19 protein-coding genes are annotated in these 14,397 nt (G+C 57.7%); 16 read left to right on the top strand and 3 right to left on the bottom strand.

Translation table 11 applies throughout. From position 1 onward, the window contains the following. Positions 1 to 4: 4 nt before the first annotated feature. The 16 genes from BQ5383_RS17250 to BQ5383_RS21245 all read left to right on the top strand — a co-directional run bounded on the left by BQ5383_RS17250 (position 5) and on the right by BQ5383_RS21245 (position 11,156). Entirely contained in the window at positions 5 to 1,501 is a 1,497-nt protein-coding gene (locus tag BQ5383_RS17250; RefSeq protein ID WP_071434076.1) for an acetaldehyde dehydrogenase (acetylating), read from the top strand. Between the two features lie 91 nt (positions 1,502 to 1,592). Next, positions 1,593 to 1,892: a BMC domain-containing protein gene (locus tag BQ5383_RS17245; protein ID WP_071434074.1), complete on the top strand. Its 300-nt coding sequence runs from the start codon at positions 1,593 to 1,595 to the stop codon at positions 1,890 to 1,892. 86 nt (positions 1,893 to 1,978) lie between these two features. Beyond that, a complete protein-coding gene (locus tag BQ5383_RS17240) occupies positions 1,979 to 2,278 on the top strand; it encodes a BMC domain-containing protein (RefSeq protein WP_071434072.1) in 300 nt (99 codons plus the stop codon). Positions 2,279 to 2,315: 37 nt separating this feature from the next. After that, positions 2,316 to 3,065, top strand: a complete 750-nt coding sequence (locus BQ5383_RS17235; RefSeq protein WP_071434070.1) for a hypothetical protein — start codon at positions 2,316 to 2,318, stop codon at positions 3,063 to 3,065. Beyond that, positions 3,062 to 3,712 carry a phosphate propanoyltransferase gene (gene pduL / locus BQ5383_RS17230; RefSeq protein ID WP_071434068.1) on the top strand — a complete coding sequence of 217 codons (651 nt, stop codon included), beginning with the start codon at positions 3,062 to 3,064 and terminating at the stop codon, positions 3,710 to 3,712. The genes BQ5383_RS17235 and pduL overlap by 4 nt, the downstream gene beginning before the upstream one ends. Before the next feature lie 3 nt (positions 3,713 to 3,715). Then, a complete protein-coding gene (locus tag BQ5383_RS17225) occupies positions 3,716 to 4,351 on the top strand; it encodes a hypothetical protein (protein ID WP_071434066.1) in 636 nt (211 codons plus the stop codon). Positions 4,352 to 4,516: 165 nt separating this feature from the next. Further along, the gene (locus tag BQ5383_RS17220) at positions 4,517 to 4,804 is read left to right on the top strand and encodes a EutN/CcmL family microcompartment protein (RefSeq protein ID WP_071434064.1); all 288 of its coding nucleotides are present in this window, start codon (positions 4,517 to 4,519) and stop codon (positions 4,802 to 4,804) included. 37 nt (positions 4,805 to 4,841) lie between these two features. After that, positions 4,842 to 6,197: a 4Fe-4S dicluster domain-containing protein gene (locus BQ5383_RS17215; protein WP_071434062.1), complete on the top strand. Its 1,356-nt coding sequence runs from the start codon at positions 4,842 to 4,844 to the stop codon at positions 6,195 to 6,197. Next, the gene (locus BQ5383_RS17210) at positions 6,194 to 6,742 is read left to right on the top strand and encodes a BMC domain-containing protein (protein ID WP_071434060.1); all 549 of its coding nucleotides are present in this window, start codon (positions 6,194 to 6,196) and stop codon (positions 6,740 to 6,742) included. The genes BQ5383_RS17215 and BQ5383_RS17210 overlap by 4 nt, the downstream gene beginning before the upstream one ends. 42 nt (positions 6,743 to 6,784) lie before the next feature. Further along, positions 6,785 to 7,132, top strand: a complete 348-nt coding sequence (gene eutS, locus BQ5383_RS17205) for an ethanolamine utilization microcompartment protein EutS (RefSeq protein WP_071434058.1) — start codon at positions 6,785 to 6,787, stop codon at positions 7,130 to 7,132. Between the two features lie 9 nt (positions 7,133 to 7,141). Further along, positions 7,142 to 7,570, top strand: a complete 429-nt coding sequence (locus BQ5383_RS17200; RefSeq protein WP_071434056.1) for a EutP/PduV family microcompartment system protein — start codon at positions 7,142 to 7,144, stop codon at positions 7,568 to 7,570. A gap of 186 nt (positions 7,571 to 7,756) precedes the next feature. Then, positions 7,757 to 8,623: a dipicolinate synthase subunit DpsA gene (locus BQ5383_RS17195; RefSeq protein WP_071434054.1), complete on the top strand. Its 867-nt coding sequence runs from the start codon at positions 7,757 to 7,759 to the stop codon at positions 8,621 to 8,623. Positions 8,624 to 8,662: 39 nt separating this feature from the next. Continuing rightward, the gene (locus tag BQ5383_RS17190; protein WP_071434051.1) at positions 8,663 to 9,247 is read left to right on the top strand and encodes a dipicolinate synthase subunit B; all 585 of its coding nucleotides are present in this window, start codon (positions 8,663 to 8,665) and stop codon (positions 9,245 to 9,247) included. Between the two features lie 275 nt (positions 9,248 to 9,522). Then, positions 9,523 to 9,867 (top strand): GIY-YIG nuclease family protein, encoded by a 345-nt coding sequence (locus BQ5383_RS17185; protein WP_071434049.1) that lies wholly within the window; start codon positions 9,523 to 9,525, stop codon positions 9,865 to 9,867. 303 nt (positions 9,868 to 10,170) lie between these two features. Next, on the top strand, positions 10,171 to 10,890 hold the full coding sequence (locus BQ5383_RS21250; protein WP_071434047.1) for an RICIN domain-containing protein: 720 nt from the start codon (positions 10,171 to 10,173) through the stop codon (positions 10,888 to 10,890). A gap of 110 nt (positions 10,891 to 11,000) precedes the next feature. Further along, positions 11,001 to 11,156: a hypothetical protein gene (locus tag BQ5383_RS21245; RefSeq protein ID WP_172724656.1), complete on the top strand. Its 156-nt coding sequence runs from the start codon at positions 11,001 to 11,003 to the stop codon at positions 11,154 to 11,156. Positions 11,157 to 11,189: 33 nt separating this feature from the next. Here the strand turns inward: BQ5383_RS21245 and gcvPB are convergent, their stop codons facing one another. Genes gcvPB through gcvH form a run of 3 tightly spaced genes read right to left on the bottom strand, consistent with a single transcriptional unit; the run spans position 11,190 to position 14,347 of the window. Beyond that, positions 11,190 to 12,632, bottom strand: a complete 1,443-nt coding sequence (gene gcvPB / locus BQ5383_RS17175; RefSeq protein ID WP_071434045.1) for an aminomethyl-transferring glycine dehydrogenase subunit GcvPB — start codon at positions 12,630 to 12,632, stop codon at positions 11,190 to 11,192. Next, positions 12,629 to 13,963 carry an aminomethyl-transferring glycine dehydrogenase subunit GcvPA gene (gcvPA, locus tag BQ5383_RS17170; RefSeq protein ID WP_071434043.1) on the bottom strand — a complete coding sequence of 445 codons (1,335 nt, stop codon included), beginning with the start codon at positions 13,961 to 13,963 and terminating at the stop codon, positions 12,629 to 12,631. Before gcvPA ends, gcvPB begins: the two co-directional genes overlap by 4 nt. Next, positions 13,964 to 14,347, bottom strand: coding sequence for a glycine cleavage system protein GcvH (gene gcvH, locus BQ5383_RS17165; RefSeq protein ID WP_071434041.1), 384 nt, complete (start codon positions 14,345 to 14,347; stop codon positions 13,964 to 13,966). It lies immediately after the preceding gene. Between the last annotated feature and the right edge of the window lie 50 nt (positions 14,348 to 14,397).

Genomic DNA, 14,397 nt, shown 5'->3' with positions numbered 1-14,397 from the left:
AAAGATGACTCTGGACAGAGACCTGCAATCCATCCAGGAGGTGCGCAATCTGGTGCGCCAGGCCAAGGAGGCCCAGCAGAAGCTGGCATCCTACAGCCAGCAGCAGATCGACCGGCTGGTGGAGCATATCGCCAACGCCTGCGCCGCTCAGGCCGAACCGCTGGCCAAGATGGCAGTGGAGGAGACCGGTTTCGGCGTCTGGCAGGATAAGGTGCTGAAAAACCTTCTGGGCAGCACCATGACCTGGGAGAGCTGCCGCAACCTGAAAACGGTGGGTATCATCCGGGAGGACAAGGAGCGGGGACTGATGGAGATCGGCGTCCCCATGGGCGTGGTGGCTGCTCTCATTCCATCCACCAACCCCACCTCCACCACCATGTACAAGGCCATTATTTCCATCAAGGCGGGAAATTCGGTGGTGGTCAGCCCCCATCCCAACGCCAAGAAATGTATTCTGGAGACGGTGCGGATCATCACTGAAGCTATTCAGGAAGCTGGCGGACCGGAAAACCTGGTTCAGTGCATCCAGCTGACCACCATGGACGCCACCAACGCCCTGCTGACCCACCGGGATGTGGGCATCATCCTGGCCACCGGCGGCGAGGCCATGGTTCGGGCGGCTTACAGCTCCGGCAATCCCGCCATCGGCGTGGGCCCCGGCAACGGCCCTGCTTATATTGAACGCAGCGCCGATATTCCCACCGCTGTCCGTCAGATCTTCGACAGCAAGACCTTTGATAACGGCACTATCTGCGCCTCGGAACAGAGCATCGTCACCGAGCGGTGCATCGAGGAGCAGGTGGTGGCGGAAGTGAAGCGTCAGGGCGGTTACTTCCTCACACCCCAGCAGAGCGAAAAGCTCTCGGGATTTATTCTCCGGGCAAACGGCACCATGAACCCCAAGATCGTGGGTAAGAGTGCCAAGGTGATCGCTGATATGGCCGGTATCGACATTCCCGAGGGGACCCGGGTGCTGGTTTCCCGTCAGACGGAAGTAAGCAAGCAGAACCCCTATTCCCGGGAAAAGCTGTGTCCTATCCTGGCCTTTTATGTGGAGGAAAATTGGGAAGCGGCCTGCGAGCGGAGCATGGCTATCCTCTTTAATGAAGGAGTGGGCCACACCATGACCATCCACTCCCAAAATGAGGAAGTGATTCGTCAGTTTGCTCTCCAAAAGCCGGTTTCCCGGCTGCTGGTCAACACCCCCGCCGCCCTGGGTGGAGTGGGAGCTACCACCAATCTCCAGCCCGCCCTCACCCTGGGCTGCGGTTCGGTAGGCGGCAGCGCCACCTCCGATAACGTGGGGCCCATGAATCTGCTGAACATCCGCCGGGTGGCCTATGGATGCCGGGAACTGGCGGAGCTGCGGGGTACCGCTCCCGCTCCTCAGGCAGCATCCTGCGCGACTCCAAGCTGCGGACAGACAGCGGGGAACTTCACCCGGGCGGAGATCGAGGAGATCACCCGGGCGGTCCTGCGGCGGCTGTCGGCAGAACAGTAATGGTCAAATCTTCCGGCGGCACCGGAGTTTGAAGATAAGTTTCATTTTACATCAAAAATTCAACTGAACTGAAAAACAGGAGGTTATTACAATGGCAAATACATTGCAGGCTCTGGGTATGATCGAAACCAAAGGACTGGTAGGCTCCATTGAAGCGGCGGATGCCATGGTCAAGGCGGCCAACGTCAATCTCATCGGCAAGGTCCATGTAGGCGGCGGACTGGTGACCGTTATGGTTCGCGGAGACGTAGGCGCTGTGAAGGCGGCTACCGACGCGGGCGCTGCGGCTGCGGCCAAGGTAGGCGAGCTGGTGTCGGTCCATGTCATTCCCCGGCCCCACAGCGAGGTGGAGTACATTCTGCCCACTTTGGACAACTGCGACAGAAAATAAACCTTTTCGGCGGCTTCAGGGGAGGGAAGAAAAGATTTTTTGCCCTTCCCCGGCGCCCATGATCACATTGACTGGAGGAAAAAGAAATGGCAGATACATTACTGGCTCTGGGTATGATCGAAACCAAAGGACTGGTAGGGTCCATTGAAGCGGCGGATGCCATGGTCAAGGCGGCCAACGTCAACCTCATCGGCAAGGTCCATGTGGGCGGCGGACTGGTGACCGTTATGGTCCGTGGGGATGTAGGCGCTGTGAAAGCGGCCACTGATGCGGGCGCGGCAGCTGCGGCCAAGGTAGGCGAGCTGGTGTCGGTCCATGTCATTCCCCGGCCTCATGGCGAGGTGGAGTACATCCTCCCCACCCTGGATAACTGCGACAGAAAGTAAGGCCGGATGACGGTGATAAGGGAAAGGGGGGATGGAGATGAAGACCCTGTCTGAATATGAGCTGCGGGCCATGTGCCTCGCTTCCGGTACCAAGGAGTACCGGGTGGAGGAGGGAACCTTTATCACCCCCATGGCCCGGGAATATCTGCGGGACCGGGGAATCACCCTGACGGTGGTACCCCGGGGCAGCAGCAAGGTGATGCCTCAGACCCCTATGGGAGAAGGAAGGGAAAAGTACCGCAACGCTCTCACCGGGGAACCCATGGCGGAAAAGCCGGAGGAGATGACCCATCTCCGGGGCAATCTCCTGGTGCCCAAGACCCATCCCCGGATTCTCCTCCGGGGCAGGCTGGACAGTCTGGAGGCGAAGATTCTGGAGCTCCAGCTGCTGGCCTGGGAGGAGGGCTGTCAGCAACTGACGGAGGACCTGGGAGAACTGCTGGATTTTGTCCGGGAGCTGCTGGCAGCGGAGGTAAAGGACACTCCCTTTACAGGTAAAAAGCTGCTGGGAATGGACAGCGACCGGCTGCGGTATGTCTCTCACCATGTGCGGGAGGAGATCGGTATCGATCATCCGGTGCCGGACTACCGGATGGGCCGCCTGGCGGTAGCCCTCAACTGCCTCCGGACCCAGGTGCGGGAAACGGAGCTGGCGGCAGTGACGGCCTTTAGTACCCCCGGTGAACGGGTGGACCTGATCCAGGCCCTTAACCGCCTGAGCAGCTGTGTGTATATTTTGTTCTGCCGTCGTTTGGCAGGTTATTATGGAAAGGGGGATGGGAAATGACAGAACAGGAGATCCGCAAGATTGTGCGGGAGGTTTTGGAGCAAGGGCAAACCATGGACGCCCCGCCCCCTATCCTGGTGGAGGCTTCCGCCCGCCATGTGCATCTGACGGCAGAGGCGGTGGAAAAGCTCTTCGGCAAGGGAGCAAAGCTGACCCAGAAGCGGCCTTTGTCCCAGCCGGGGGAGTTCCTCAGCGACCAGCGGGTGAAGCTGGTGACTGCAAAGGGCGAGATCGCCAATGTAGCGGTGCTGGGTCCGGAGCGGCAGGCGGTGCAGGTGGAGCTTTCCCTCACCGATGCCAGAGTGCTGGGGATCAAGGCTCCGGTGAATCTTTCCGGCGATCTCAGCGGCGCCGGGGATGTCTATCTGGTGGGAGAAAAGGGCTGCCTGGAGGCAAAGGGCAGCGTTATTGCCGCCAAGAACCACATCCACATGACCCCGGAGGACGCCCGGCTTTACGGCGTGACCCAGGGACAGCGAGTGCGGGTCCGGGTGGACAGCAGCCGTCCGGTGACCTTTGAGGACGTGACGGTGCGGGTCAGCCCCAAATTCAGTCTGGCCATGCACATTGATTTTGACGAAGCCAATGCCTGCGGCCTGACGCCCGATGCCAAGGGTACGCTCCTGCCCTGGAAAGGGGGAGAATAAGCCGTGAAAGAGAATATGGAACAGCTGGTGGAGCTGGTGACCCGGGAGGTGCTGCGGGCCATGGGGGAGCAGAAATCCACTCCCTCCGGCGGCCCCGCTATCTTGGTGATCGGCCCCATGGACAAGGTGCCGGCAGAGCTGGCGGCAGGCTGCCGGCTGGCTGGTTTGGAGGAATATAAGTGCAGCGGTTCGGTACAGGGCTTTGAAAAGCTGTGCGTCACTGCCCTGAGCCTGACGGAGCTGGCGGACATCGCTTTGGGCAGGGACAGTCGTCCGGCCCAGTGCGCCGTCCTTCACGCTTTGCTGGAGGGGAAAGAGGTACAGCTGCTGGAATCTGCCCTGCCTCATCGGGGCTACAGCAGCAAGGGAAGTCCCGCCCTGTATCAAACCCTGGAGGGATATGTCCGCACCCTGGAGCGGTATGGTGTACGCATCGTTGGCAAGAAGAGCGGAGCCACCTGCTGCCCTTCCGGTGAAAAAAAGGCTGCGGCTCCTGTGGAGAAGGTGATTACCGAAGCGGCGGCGGCACGTTTGGCAGCCCAGTCCGGGGAAGTGATCTCCATTCCCCGGTCAACTGTGGTAACGCCGTCGGCAAAGGATGTGTTTCTCCACAGCGGTAAGCGCCTGGAATATGTTTGATCGAAAAAGTATTGGAACCGGAGTCGGTTTCCTGATTTTCGGTACAGGCTGAAAACAGTGGCTGTTTTTCTGCCCTGTCCCAAGGGAAGCCTCTGGTTCCATCAACCATCGGGGAATCCGCCCCGGCCATTTCATTCCCACCCCGGGAGAAAGGAAGAACAGCCCATGATTATCTGTGAAGTCATTGGTCATGTGTGGGCGACCAAAAAGGAGGAGACCCTCAACGGGATGAAGCTGATGGTGGTACGCCAGCTGGAGACCGGCCAGAAGCAGCCCCCGGTTTTTGTGGCCGCCGACGTGGTGGGCGCGGGCATTGGGGAACGGGTACTGGTGGTCAGCGGCAGTACTGCCCGCCGGGCCTTCGGCAAGGATGATGTGGCGGTGGACTGTGCCATTGTGGGCATCATTGATTCCCTGGAGGTGGACCGGGAGAAGCTGCAAAAGGGCCTTTGACCGGTAGTAGACAAAGAAGCGGAGAGCAGGTGAAACATTGAACCTCATCCAACAGATCAAAGAGGCGGGAATTGTCGGCTGCGGCGGAGCCGGTTTTCCCACCCATGTCAAACTCAACGCCCAGGTGGAGTATTTCATCGTCAATGGCGCTGAATGTGAGCCGCTGCTGCGCACCGACCGGTGGCTGATGTGCAACCGGGCTCGGGAATTGGTGGAGGCCGCCTGGGCGGTAAAGGAGCATCTGGGGGCGGCCCATGGGGTCATCGGCCTCAAGGGCAGTTATCGGCAGGAGATCGCCGCCCTGGAGGAGGCTATCGCCCAGACCGGAGCCCCCATCACCCTTCACAAGATGGAGAGCTTTTACCCCGCCGGAGACGAGCAGGTATTGGTCCGGGAAGTAACGGGACGGGTGGTGCCTCCCGCCGGAATCCCTCTGGACGTGGGGTGCGTGGTGTCCAACGCCGCCACCATGGTCTGCGTCCGGGACGCCATGGAGGGACACCCCTTTACCTGGAAGTATCTCACCGTCACCGGGGTGGTGCGGGAGCCTACCGTTCTTCATGTACCTTTGGGCACCAGTTTTTCCGACTGCATTGCCCAGGCGGGAGGAACGACGGAAAGCCGGTATTTTGTCATTTCCGGCGGTCCCATGATGGGAGCTCCCATGACCATGGAGCAGGCAGCCCAGGCGGTGGTGACCAAGACCACCTCCGGTATCCTGGTGCTGCCGGAGGACAGCCATCTGTCCATTTCCCATCAGATTCCTCTGGCCCATATGCTCAACCGGGCCCGTTCCGCCTGCATCCAGTGCAGCTATTGCACCGAGATGTGCCCCCGTCATCTGATGGGTCATCCTCTGGAGCCTCACCGGATCATGCGAAAGTTGGCCGCCGCGCCGGATCTCCATGAAATCCTGGAGGATCCGGATGTGCGCCGGGCCCAGCTGTGCTGCGAGTGCGGCATCTGCGAGCTGGTGGCCTGTCCCATGGGGCTGCAGCCCCGGCGGGTCAACGCCACGCTGAAAAAACTGCTGGGGGAGCAGAAGATCCGCTACCCCAAAGGCGAGGGTCAGGGAGAAGAGAATCCCTGGCGGGAGATGCGGAAGATTCCCACCGCCAAGGCGGCGGCCCGGGCAGGTGTGGGAGATTATTACCACATTCAGATCACCCAGATGAAGGAATTCGCGCCGGAAAAGGTGTCCCTGCCTCTGCGGCAGCATATCGGCGCTCCGGCTTCCCCTGTTGTTTCCCCCGGAGACCGGGTAAAGGCCGGCCAGTTGATTGCCGGTTGTCCCGAAGGCCAGTTGGGAGCGGTTCTTCACGCCCCCTTTGACGGCCGGGTGGAGCAGGTAGAAGAACGGATCACCATTGTAAAGGAGGATGATGTCCGATGATCGAGACCATCGGCTTTCTGGAACTCAACAGCATTGCCAAGGGGATCGAAGCGGCGGATGCCATCCTCAAGGCGGCGGAGGTGGACCTGATCTTCGCCAAGCCCAGCTGCCCCGGCAAATATCATGTTCTCTTTACCGGCGAAGTGGCGGCGGTGAAGGCCTCCCTGGATGCCGGCGCCGCTGTGGGTGGGGCTCATGTTGTGGATCAGTGCGTCATCCCCCGGGTCCATCCCCAGGTCATCAAGGCCATCAATCTGGCTGCTCCTCCTTCGGAGCACAACGCCGTGGGCGTGATGGAATTTTTCAGCGTCACCGCTTCCATTTACGGGGCGGATGCGGCGGTGAAGGCGGCGGATGTGACGCTGCTGGATGTCCGTTTGGGCACTGGCATCGGCGGCAAGTCCTTTGTCATCCTCACCGGAGAGGTGGCGGCAGTTTCCGAGGCGGTCCGGTGCGGTATCCAGGCGGAGAACAGCCAGGGGATGGTGGTTTCCAGCGTGGTCATTCCCAATCCTCGCCAGGAGATTTTCGACAGCCTGATGTAAGGAATTTAACTTTGTCTTTTCAAAAAAAGGGGGGAGAACCGGATGCCGGAGGAAAAACAGCGAATTATCCAGGAGTATGTCCCTGGTAAACAGGTGACCCTGGCCCATCTCATCGCCAATCCCAATGAGGAGCTGTATCAGAAGCTGGGGATCATCAGTGATAATCGGGGAGCAATCGGCATTCTCACCATTACCCCCAGTGAGGCGGCCATCATCGGGGCGGATGTGGCTACCAAGGCCGCCGGTGTAGAGATCGTCTTTGTGGACCGGTTCAGCGGGTCCCTGGTGATCTGCGGGGATGTAGCCAGTGTGGAGGCGTCCCTGAAAGCGGTGCTGGATGTTTTGGAGAAGATCCTCCACTTCACTCCCACCCAAATCACCAGAACCTGAGGAGGAGCCATGAAAAAGATCATCCTCATGGGCAACTCCTTCTGCGGCAAAACCACCCTCTGCCAGCGTCTGGCGGGAAAACAGCTGGTTTATAAAAAGACCCAGGCTATTGAGGTGGTGGCCTCCGCCATCGATACCCCCGGGGAATATCTGGAGAACCGGGGGATGTACAAGGCCCTGGTGGTCACCGCCGTGGAAGCGGATGTGATCCTTTTTGTGCAGGACGCCACCGACAGCCGTTTCCGTTTTTCTCCCGGTCAGGCCTCTATGTTTGCCAATCCTGTGGTGGGGGTGGTCACCAAGACCGACCTTGCCACTGAAGCTCAGGTGGAACAGGCGGAGAGCCTGCTTCGTTTGGCGGGGGCTTCCCGGGTTTTCCGGGTCAGCGCCGTTACCGGGGAAGGAATGGAGGAACTGACCAACTGGCTGTCTGAGTAAGCCATAAAAAAGAATCAGAAGCAAAAGGAAGCCTTTTCCCGAGAATACCTCCCGGGAAAGGGCCTTTTTTTATTGCCTTGACACAACAGGCAGAATGACTGCCTCCTTTATACGGCACAGAGGTCCCGGCAGACGCATAGGATAACTTGAACCGACGGTTGCTACAGAAGAAAAGAGGATGGGACCATGGCAAATGTGATTGGAATTCTGGGAGGGGACCTGCGAAGCGTCTATCTGGCCAATGCTTTGGCCCACAGCTTTGAGGTCCATGTTTTTTATCTGGAGGGTCGATATCCTTTTGACCCTCAGGTGCATCTGGAGGGGGGAGAGCAGTCCCTTCTGGCCCGCTGCCCGGCAGTGGTGCTGCCGGTACCTGTTTGCCAGCGGGGGCTATGGCTCAACGCTCCCTTATGGAAGGGGGAAGTGCCCCTGTCGGTATGTCTGGAGGGGCTGCCGGCAGGAACCAAGGTGTTTGGCGGCGGCATCACCGGTGTAATCCGCACCATGGCCGGGAAGGGCAAGCTGGAACTGACTGAACTGCTGGATCAGGAGGAGCTGACGGTGCGCAACGCCCTGCCTACCGCGGAAGGGGCGCTGGAAATTGCCCTGCGGGAAACGGACCGAACCATCCGGGGCTCCAAATGTCTGGTGGTGGGCTATGGAAGGATCGGACGGCTTCTTTGTGGAATACTCCGGGCGCTGGGTGCTGAGGTGACGGCCGCCTGCCGGGGAACGGAAGAGCTTGCCTGGGCGGAAACGGAGGGCTGTCAGACGCTGCCCATGGAAGAGCTTCAAAGCGCTGCTCAGTGGGTGGATATTGCCTTTAACACCGCTCCGGCGCAGGTGCTGACGGAGGCTTTTATCAGCGGGATGAGACCGGACGGTGTCATCATTGATTTGGCATCCTTACCCGGAGGGACAGATTTTGAGGCGGCAAGGGTACGGGGAATCAAAGCCATCCATGGGCTGGGATTGCCTGGAAAATGCGCGCCCAGGACCGCAGGCGAGGCCATTGCCCGGACGGTGGAAAAACTCCTGAGAAAAGAGAGATAGCGAAGATTTTTCTGCAACTTGGAGAATGGAGGGAAAACTATGGAACGGAAGCTGAAGCTGGGATATGCCATGTGCGGCAGTTTTTGCACCCTGGAGCGTTCCATCCGGGTGCTGACCCAGCTGGCGGCCAAGGGATATGATTTGTATCCCATCATGTCGCCTATTACTTACAGTACGGATACACGTTTCGGCCGTGCGGAGGATTTCCGGTGGGCAGTGGAGGATGCCTGTGGGAGAAAGATCATGACCACAGTGGTGGAAACGGAGCCCATTGGCCCCAAGAGTTACCTGGATGCCCTGGTGGTGGCTCCTTGCACCGGCAATACGCTGGCAAAGCTGGCAAACGCCATCACCGACAATGGCGTGACCATGGCCTGTAAAGCCCAGCTGAGAGGCGGCAAACCCCTGATTCTGGCTCCAGCTACCAATGACGCCCTCAGTGGCTCAGCAAAAAATATTGGGCTTTTGATGAATACCAAAAACATTTATTTTGTTCCTATGGCTCAGGATTCTCCTGAGAAAAAGCCCGCATCCATGATAGCGGATTTTGACCGCATTGAGGAAGCCGTGCTGGCAGCACTGGAGGGACGCCAGCTGCAGCCGATGTGGCTTCAGAACGGCTAGCGATATATTTTAATGGCAACGCAGACAGGCAACGGAAGAGGGAGGCCTGTGAAAAGGCTGAATCCATATTTTGCCTGCGGCGGAAGAGGGATAGGATTGATCCTATCCCTCTGTTTTTATATTGTAAGAGGGAATGATAAGTGCTGGGAAAAGTTTATTAAGCGGCCGTCAAAAGAAAGCCAACATAACGTTCACATACCAAAATTTTCTCTTGACAGATGTAAAAAGGGTGATACAATCAGTGAAAGATTTTGCGGGAACGTATGGAGGAAAATATGGATAAAGACACGAGAAAAAAGCTGATTTCCAGTTACAAAGAGCGCCCGGTCACGGGAGGCGTTTTTGCCATTGTCAACGATGCTACAGGACGGATGCTGCTGCTGGCGGAACGGGATATAGCAGGCAGCAAAAACAAGTTTCAGTTTGCGCAGAGTACAAATCTGTGCGCCTATGGAAAGCTGGGGGAGGACTGGCGCAAATACGGCCCTGGAGCATTCCGCTTTCAGCTGCTGGAGGAATTGGAGAAGAAGCCGGAACAGACTTCCGAAGAATTTATGGAGGATCTTCAGGTCCTGGCCGAGCTTTGGCGGGAAAAACTGGCGGACCATGACTTTTACTGATTTGCCTGGGGAGAATCATGGAATATAAGAGAATTAATTTTTAGCTTTGCCGCCTGAAAAGCTCCCGAAAAAGAGCGAATTTGGAGATGTTTTGAGGAGAAAACGGCGGTTTCACTGGATTTTTTCTTGCCGTGCCGGGAAATTTTTACAGGAATAAAATTGACATTTTGGATGAATGTGGTATCATAAGTTTCAAGTAATGTCCAAAGCTCCCGCCTTGGGGATAAAGCTGAAAACCATTAGAATAAAACGGATACTTCCTCAGTTGCCGATACATAAAGATGGAAATGAAGGAGTGCAGTAATGATGAAAAAAACCATTAAGAACAACGAGAACTATGTGATCGTTTCGGTGCGCAGCAGCAAGGCGATGGAAGCAAAAAATGACACCGTTATGATGATGGAGCAAACCGGTGCGGACAGCCAGGTTTGGACCTTTGTTGACAACGGCGACGGCTGCTGGAAGATTGTCAGCAAGGCTACCGGCAAGGTGATGGATGTTATGCTGGCCGGTACTCAGAACGGCGCGCAGATCCACCAGTGGGATGATCTGGGAGCAGAGAACCAGCTGTGGCTGGCGGAGCAGCAGGCGGACGGATTTTTCAAGCTGCGTTCCAAGGTGAGCGGCCGCTGCCTGGACGTTGTGGCTATGTCTGTCAGCGACGGCGCCCGTATACAGCTGTGGGACGACCTGGATGGAGAAAATCAGAAGTGGATGCTGATTCCTGTTTCCGCTCCCAAGGCAGAGAAGCCCGTTGAGGAAAAGAAGGCTCCCGCCCATAAGCCTGCCGCAAAGAAAGCCCCTGCCAAGAAGCCTGCCGCGGAAAAGGCCCCTGCGGAAAAGAAAACTGCCGCTGCTAAAAAGACCGCGGCAAAGAAGCCTGCGGAAGAGAAGAACGCTGCGGAGAAAGCTCCCGCTGAGAAGAAGTCTGCTGCCGCCAAAAAGCCCGCCGGAGAAAAAGCTCCTGCGGAGAAAAAGCCTGCGGCGGCCCGTAAGACCCCTGCTAAAAAGACCACCAAATAAAATCAGATTGTTCGGCAACTTAAAAATTAAAAAAACTTCCGGAGCAGTGGACTTTGTCTGCTGCTCCGGAAGTTTTTTGTCTGAATGTGCCTTGTCAGTAGGTAAGCCTTTTGCTGTTACAGCAAAGCGGGAATATGGGAGAAAATATTTTAAGCAGTGGTATGGAGATGGACAGAATGAAATGGATTTCTGCCCTGCGAAAGCTTCATCGTGGAGCAGAGAAAGTTTTCCTTTCTGCCGGGGAAGCTGTTGGTATTGTGCGTTAAAAAATGAGCGCCGCTGCTTTTGAGGACCTCCTGTCAATCGGGAAAATGGTATTGCAGTCTGGGATTTCGAGCCGCTGCCACTTCGTCCAGCCTTCGCACCGGAGTGTGGAGAGGAGACTGATGCAACAGCTCCGGATCGCTGAGGGCAGTCCGATAAATTTCATGGAAAGCTTCCGCTGCCTCATCCAGGGTCTCCCTGGATTCCGTCTCAGTGGGCTCCACCATCAGCGCTTCCTCCACAATGAGAGGGAAATACATGGTAGGCGGGTGGATGCCATGATCCAGCAGCCCTTTGGCTACATCCATGGCAGTTACGCCAAGCTCCTTCTTCTGGCGGGCCAGGGTGATGACAAACTCATGCATACAGCCGGTGTCAAAGGCCATGTCGTAAACATCCTTCAGCCGGGTCATCAGGTAGTTGCAGTTGAGGACAGCGTTCTCAGCTGCCTCCGGGATGCCCTCCCGCCCCAGGGTAAGGATATAGGTGAGGGCCCGCGCCACTACCAGGAAGTTACCGTAAAAATCTTTCACCGCGCCGATGGTCAAAGGACGGTCCCAATCCAGGCGGTATCCTCCCGCACCATCCCGCTGAGCCAGCGGAATAGGCAGGTAGGGGACCAGCAGTTCCTTGCAGCCCACAGGGCCGGAGCCTGGTCCGCCGCCGCCGTGGGGGGTGGAAAAGGTTTTATGGAGATTCAGGTGAACCACATCGAAGCCCATATCTCCCGGGCGGGCGATGCCCATGACGGCGTTGAGGTTGGCGCCGTCGTAGTAGCACAGTCCGCCTGCCTCGTGAACGATTTGGGTGATTTCCAGGATGTTCCGGTCAAAGAGACCCACGGTATTGGGATTGGTGAGCATCAGACCGGCAGTGTCGGGACCAGCGGCTTTCCGCAGTGCTTCCACGTCCACGCAGCCGTCAGGACCTGATGGAATGCTCACCACCTGATAGCCTGCCATGGCGGCGCTGGCGGGATTGGTACCGTGGGCGGAATCTGGCACCAGGATCTTGGTTCTGGCAGTATCCTGGCGGTGATGGTGATAGGCTTTGATCAGCAGCAGGCCGGTCAGTTCTCCGTGGGCGCCTGCCGCCGGCTGGAAGGTCATCCGGTCCATGCCGGTGATCTCGCACAGCAATTCTTCCGCCGTCACCAGCACCTCCAGACAGCCCTGAACAGTCTCTTCCGGCTGGAGGGGATGGATGCGGCGGAAGCCGGGCAGAGCGGCGGCCTCCTCATTGACCCGGGGATTGTATTTCATCGTGCAGGAGCCCAGGGGATAGAATCCATCGTTGACGCCGTGGGTCTGCTTCATCAGCTGGGTATAGTGGCGGGACAGATCGATTTCTCCCACTTGAGGCAGCTTTGGGGGCTCCTTGCGGACCATCGCCTCAGGCAGGGACGTCACAGGAACATCACAGGGGGGCAGAATGGCGCAGCCCCGACCCTGAATGCTTCGCTCAAAGATCAGCTTCATTTTTCCGCCACCTCCTTGACAATGGAGACCAACCGGTCGATTTGGGCCTTGGTGTTTTTCTCGGTGCAGCACCAGAGGATACAACCTTTATAGGCGCCGTTCAGGGGCAGTCCCCCCAGAATGCCCTCTTTTTCCAGGGATTTCATCAGCGCTTCAGGTTCTATCGGGGAGCCGGTGACAAATTCATGGAAGAATTCTCCCTGGTGCTTTCGCTGGAAGCCGGGGATTTTCTCCAGCTCCGCCGCCAGATAGTGGGCTTTGGACATGGAGAGGGCAGCGGCCTGAGCCAGTCCCTGGGCTCCCATGGCAGACAGATAGACCGCGGCGGTCATGGCGCAGAGAGCCTGATTGGAACAGATGTTGCTGGATGCCTTTTCCCGGCGGATATGCTGCTCCCGGGCCTGGAGGGTCAGCACAAAGGCCCGTTTGCCGTCCACGTCGGTGGTTTCTCCCACGATGCGTCCCGGCAGCTTCCGGGTCAGGGCGGATTTGGCTGCCATAAAGCCCAGATAGGGTCCGCCGAAGGAAAGAGGCAGCCCCAAAGGTTGGCCTTCTCCCACGGCGATATCGGCGCCGTATTCACCGGGAGGGGTGAGGATTCCCAAAGAAATGGGATTACACCCGGCAATGAATTTGGCTCCCGCCTGGTGAGCGATCCCGGCAGCTTTTTCCATTTCCTCCAGCTGGCCGTAGAAGTTGGGCTGCTCCAGATAAACACAGGCGGCAGCGGCAGGGTCCATCAACTCTTTGAGGGCCTCCAGGTCGGTGCGCCCTTCTTTTTCCGGTATCAGCACCAGGGGTGTACCGGCGGAGAAACAGTAGGTCTCCAGAACCCGCAAAGTCATGGGGCGGCAGGCAGCGGAGGCGTAGGTGACAGTCCTGCGGCGGTCCCGGCACATAGCGGCGGCTTCAGCGGCAGCGGTAGCGCCGTCGTAAACCGAAGCATTGGAAACGTCCATGGCGGTCAGCTGGCAGATCATGGTCTGATATTCAAAGATGGATTGGAGTACCCCCTGGCTGATTTCCGCTTGATAGGGGGTATAGGCAGTGAGAAACTCCTCCTTGGAGGTAACGCTTTTGACGATGGCGGGGATGTAGTGGTCATAGGCTCCCGCCCCCCGGAAAATGGAGGAAAAAACGGTATTTTTTGCCGCCATAGTCTCCATCTTTCCCAATGCTTCCATTTCGCAGCAGCCGGAGGGGATGTTCAGAGGCCGGCGCAGCAGCACCTCTTCAGGAAGCTGACGGAACAGGTCCTCCATAGAAGAAAGCCCCATACTTTCCAGCATCTGCTGACGCTGGGCGGGAGTGGAAGGGACATAGGAGCCCATTCATTTTTCCTCCTTTGCAGCCAATTCCTCATATTCCGCCGCTCCCAGCAGCTCCTCCTCCCCGGTGATCTCCCCGATTTGGACGAACCAGGCGTCATAGGGGTTTTCATTGACCAGTTCCGGATGATCCAGCAGCTCTTCATTGATAGCCAGCACCGTTCCGGTGACAGGGCTGTACACCTCGGATACCGCTTTGACCGATTCAGCGTCACAAAAGCTTTCGCCCGCTGTCACAGCGTCCCCCTCCTGGGGCAGGCCGATAAAAACCAGATCCCCCAGCTGATGCTGAGCATAATCAGTCAAACCAACCTGGACGGAACCATCCTCCAGCTTCCGGACCCATTCATGAGATTTGGTGTAGAGCAGATCGGCGGGATTTTTCATTTGAGTTACCTCCTGTATCATATAAAATGTTTCTCTGGCACTTTTTAGGG

Origin of the sequence: Angelakisella massiliensis (genome assembly GCF_900104675.1) — a bacterium.
In the GTDB taxonomy this organism is placed as follows: domain Bacteria; phylum Bacillota; class Clostridia; order Oscillospirales; family Ruminococcaceae; genus Angelakisella; species Angelakisella massiliensis.
This window is presented reverse-complemented; position numbering and strand designations above follow the sequence as displayed.

What these genes read in the sequence shown, in the direction of transcription:
- BQ5383_RS17185 (WP_071434049.1), top strand. Translation starts at nt 9,523, where the DNA reads ATGGATAAAGACACGAGAAAAAAGCTGATTTCCAGTTACAAAGAGCGC.
- BQ5383_RS17195 (WP_071434054.1), top strand. Translation starts at nt 7,757, where the DNA reads ATGGCAAATGTGATTGGAATTCTGGGAGGGGACCTGCGAAGCGTCTAT.
- BQ5383_RS17235 (WP_071434070.1), top strand. Translation starts at nt 2,316, where the DNA reads ATGAAGACCCTGTCTGAATATGAGCTGCGGGCCATGTGCCTCGCTTCC.
- BQ5383_RS17210 (WP_071434060.1), top strand. Translation starts at nt 6,194, where the DNA reads ATGATCGAGACCATCGGCTTTCTGGAACTCAACAGCATTGCCAAGGGG.
- BQ5383_RS21250 (WP_071434047.1), top strand. Translation starts at nt 10,171, where the DNA reads ATGATGAAAAAAACCATTAAGAACAACGAGAACTATGTGATCGTTTCG.
- BQ5383_RS17250 (WP_071434076.1), top strand. Translation starts at nt 5, where the DNA reads ATGACTCTGGACAGAGACCTGCAATCCATCCAGGAGGTGCGCAATCTG.
- BQ5383_RS17190 (WP_071434051.1), top strand. Translation starts at nt 8,663, where the DNA reads ATGGAACGGAAGCTGAAGCTGGGATATGCCATGTGCGGCAGTTTTTGC.
- BQ5383_RS17245 (WP_071434074.1), top strand. Translation starts at nt 1,593, where the DNA reads ATGGCAAATACATTGCAGGCTCTGGGTATGATCGAAACCAAAGGACTG.
- BQ5383_RS17240 (WP_071434072.1), top strand. Translation starts at nt 1,979, where the DNA reads ATGGCAGATACATTACTGGCTCTGGGTATGATCGAAACCAAAGGACTG.
- gcvPA (WP_071434043.1), bottom strand. Translation starts at nt 13,963, where the DNA reads ATGGGCTCCTATGTCCCTTCCACTCCCGCCCAGCGTCAGCAGATGCTG.
- BQ5383_RS17200 (WP_071434056.1), top strand. Translation starts at nt 7,142, where the DNA reads ATGAAAAAGATCATCCTCATGGGCAACTCCTTCTGCGGCAAAACCACC.
- BQ5383_RS17220 (WP_071434064.1), top strand. Translation starts at nt 4,517, where the DNA reads ATGATTATCTGTGAAGTCATTGGTCATGTGTGGGCGACCAAAAAGGAG.
- pduL (WP_071434068.1), top strand. Translation starts at nt 3,062, where the DNA reads ATGACAGAACAGGAGATCCGCAAGATTGTGCGGGAGGTTTTGGAGCAA.
- gcvPB (WP_071434045.1), bottom strand. Translation starts at nt 12,632, where the DNA reads ATGAAGCTGATCTTTGAGCGAAGCATTCAGGGTCGGGGCTGCGCCATT.
- eutS (WP_071434058.1), top strand. Translation starts at nt 6,785, where the DNA reads ATGCCGGAGGAAAAACAGCGAATTATCCAGGAGTATGTCCCTGGTAAA.
- gcvH (WP_071434041.1), bottom strand. Translation starts at nt 14,347, where the DNA reads ATGAAAAATCCCGCCGATCTGCTCTACACCAAATCTCATGAATGGGTC.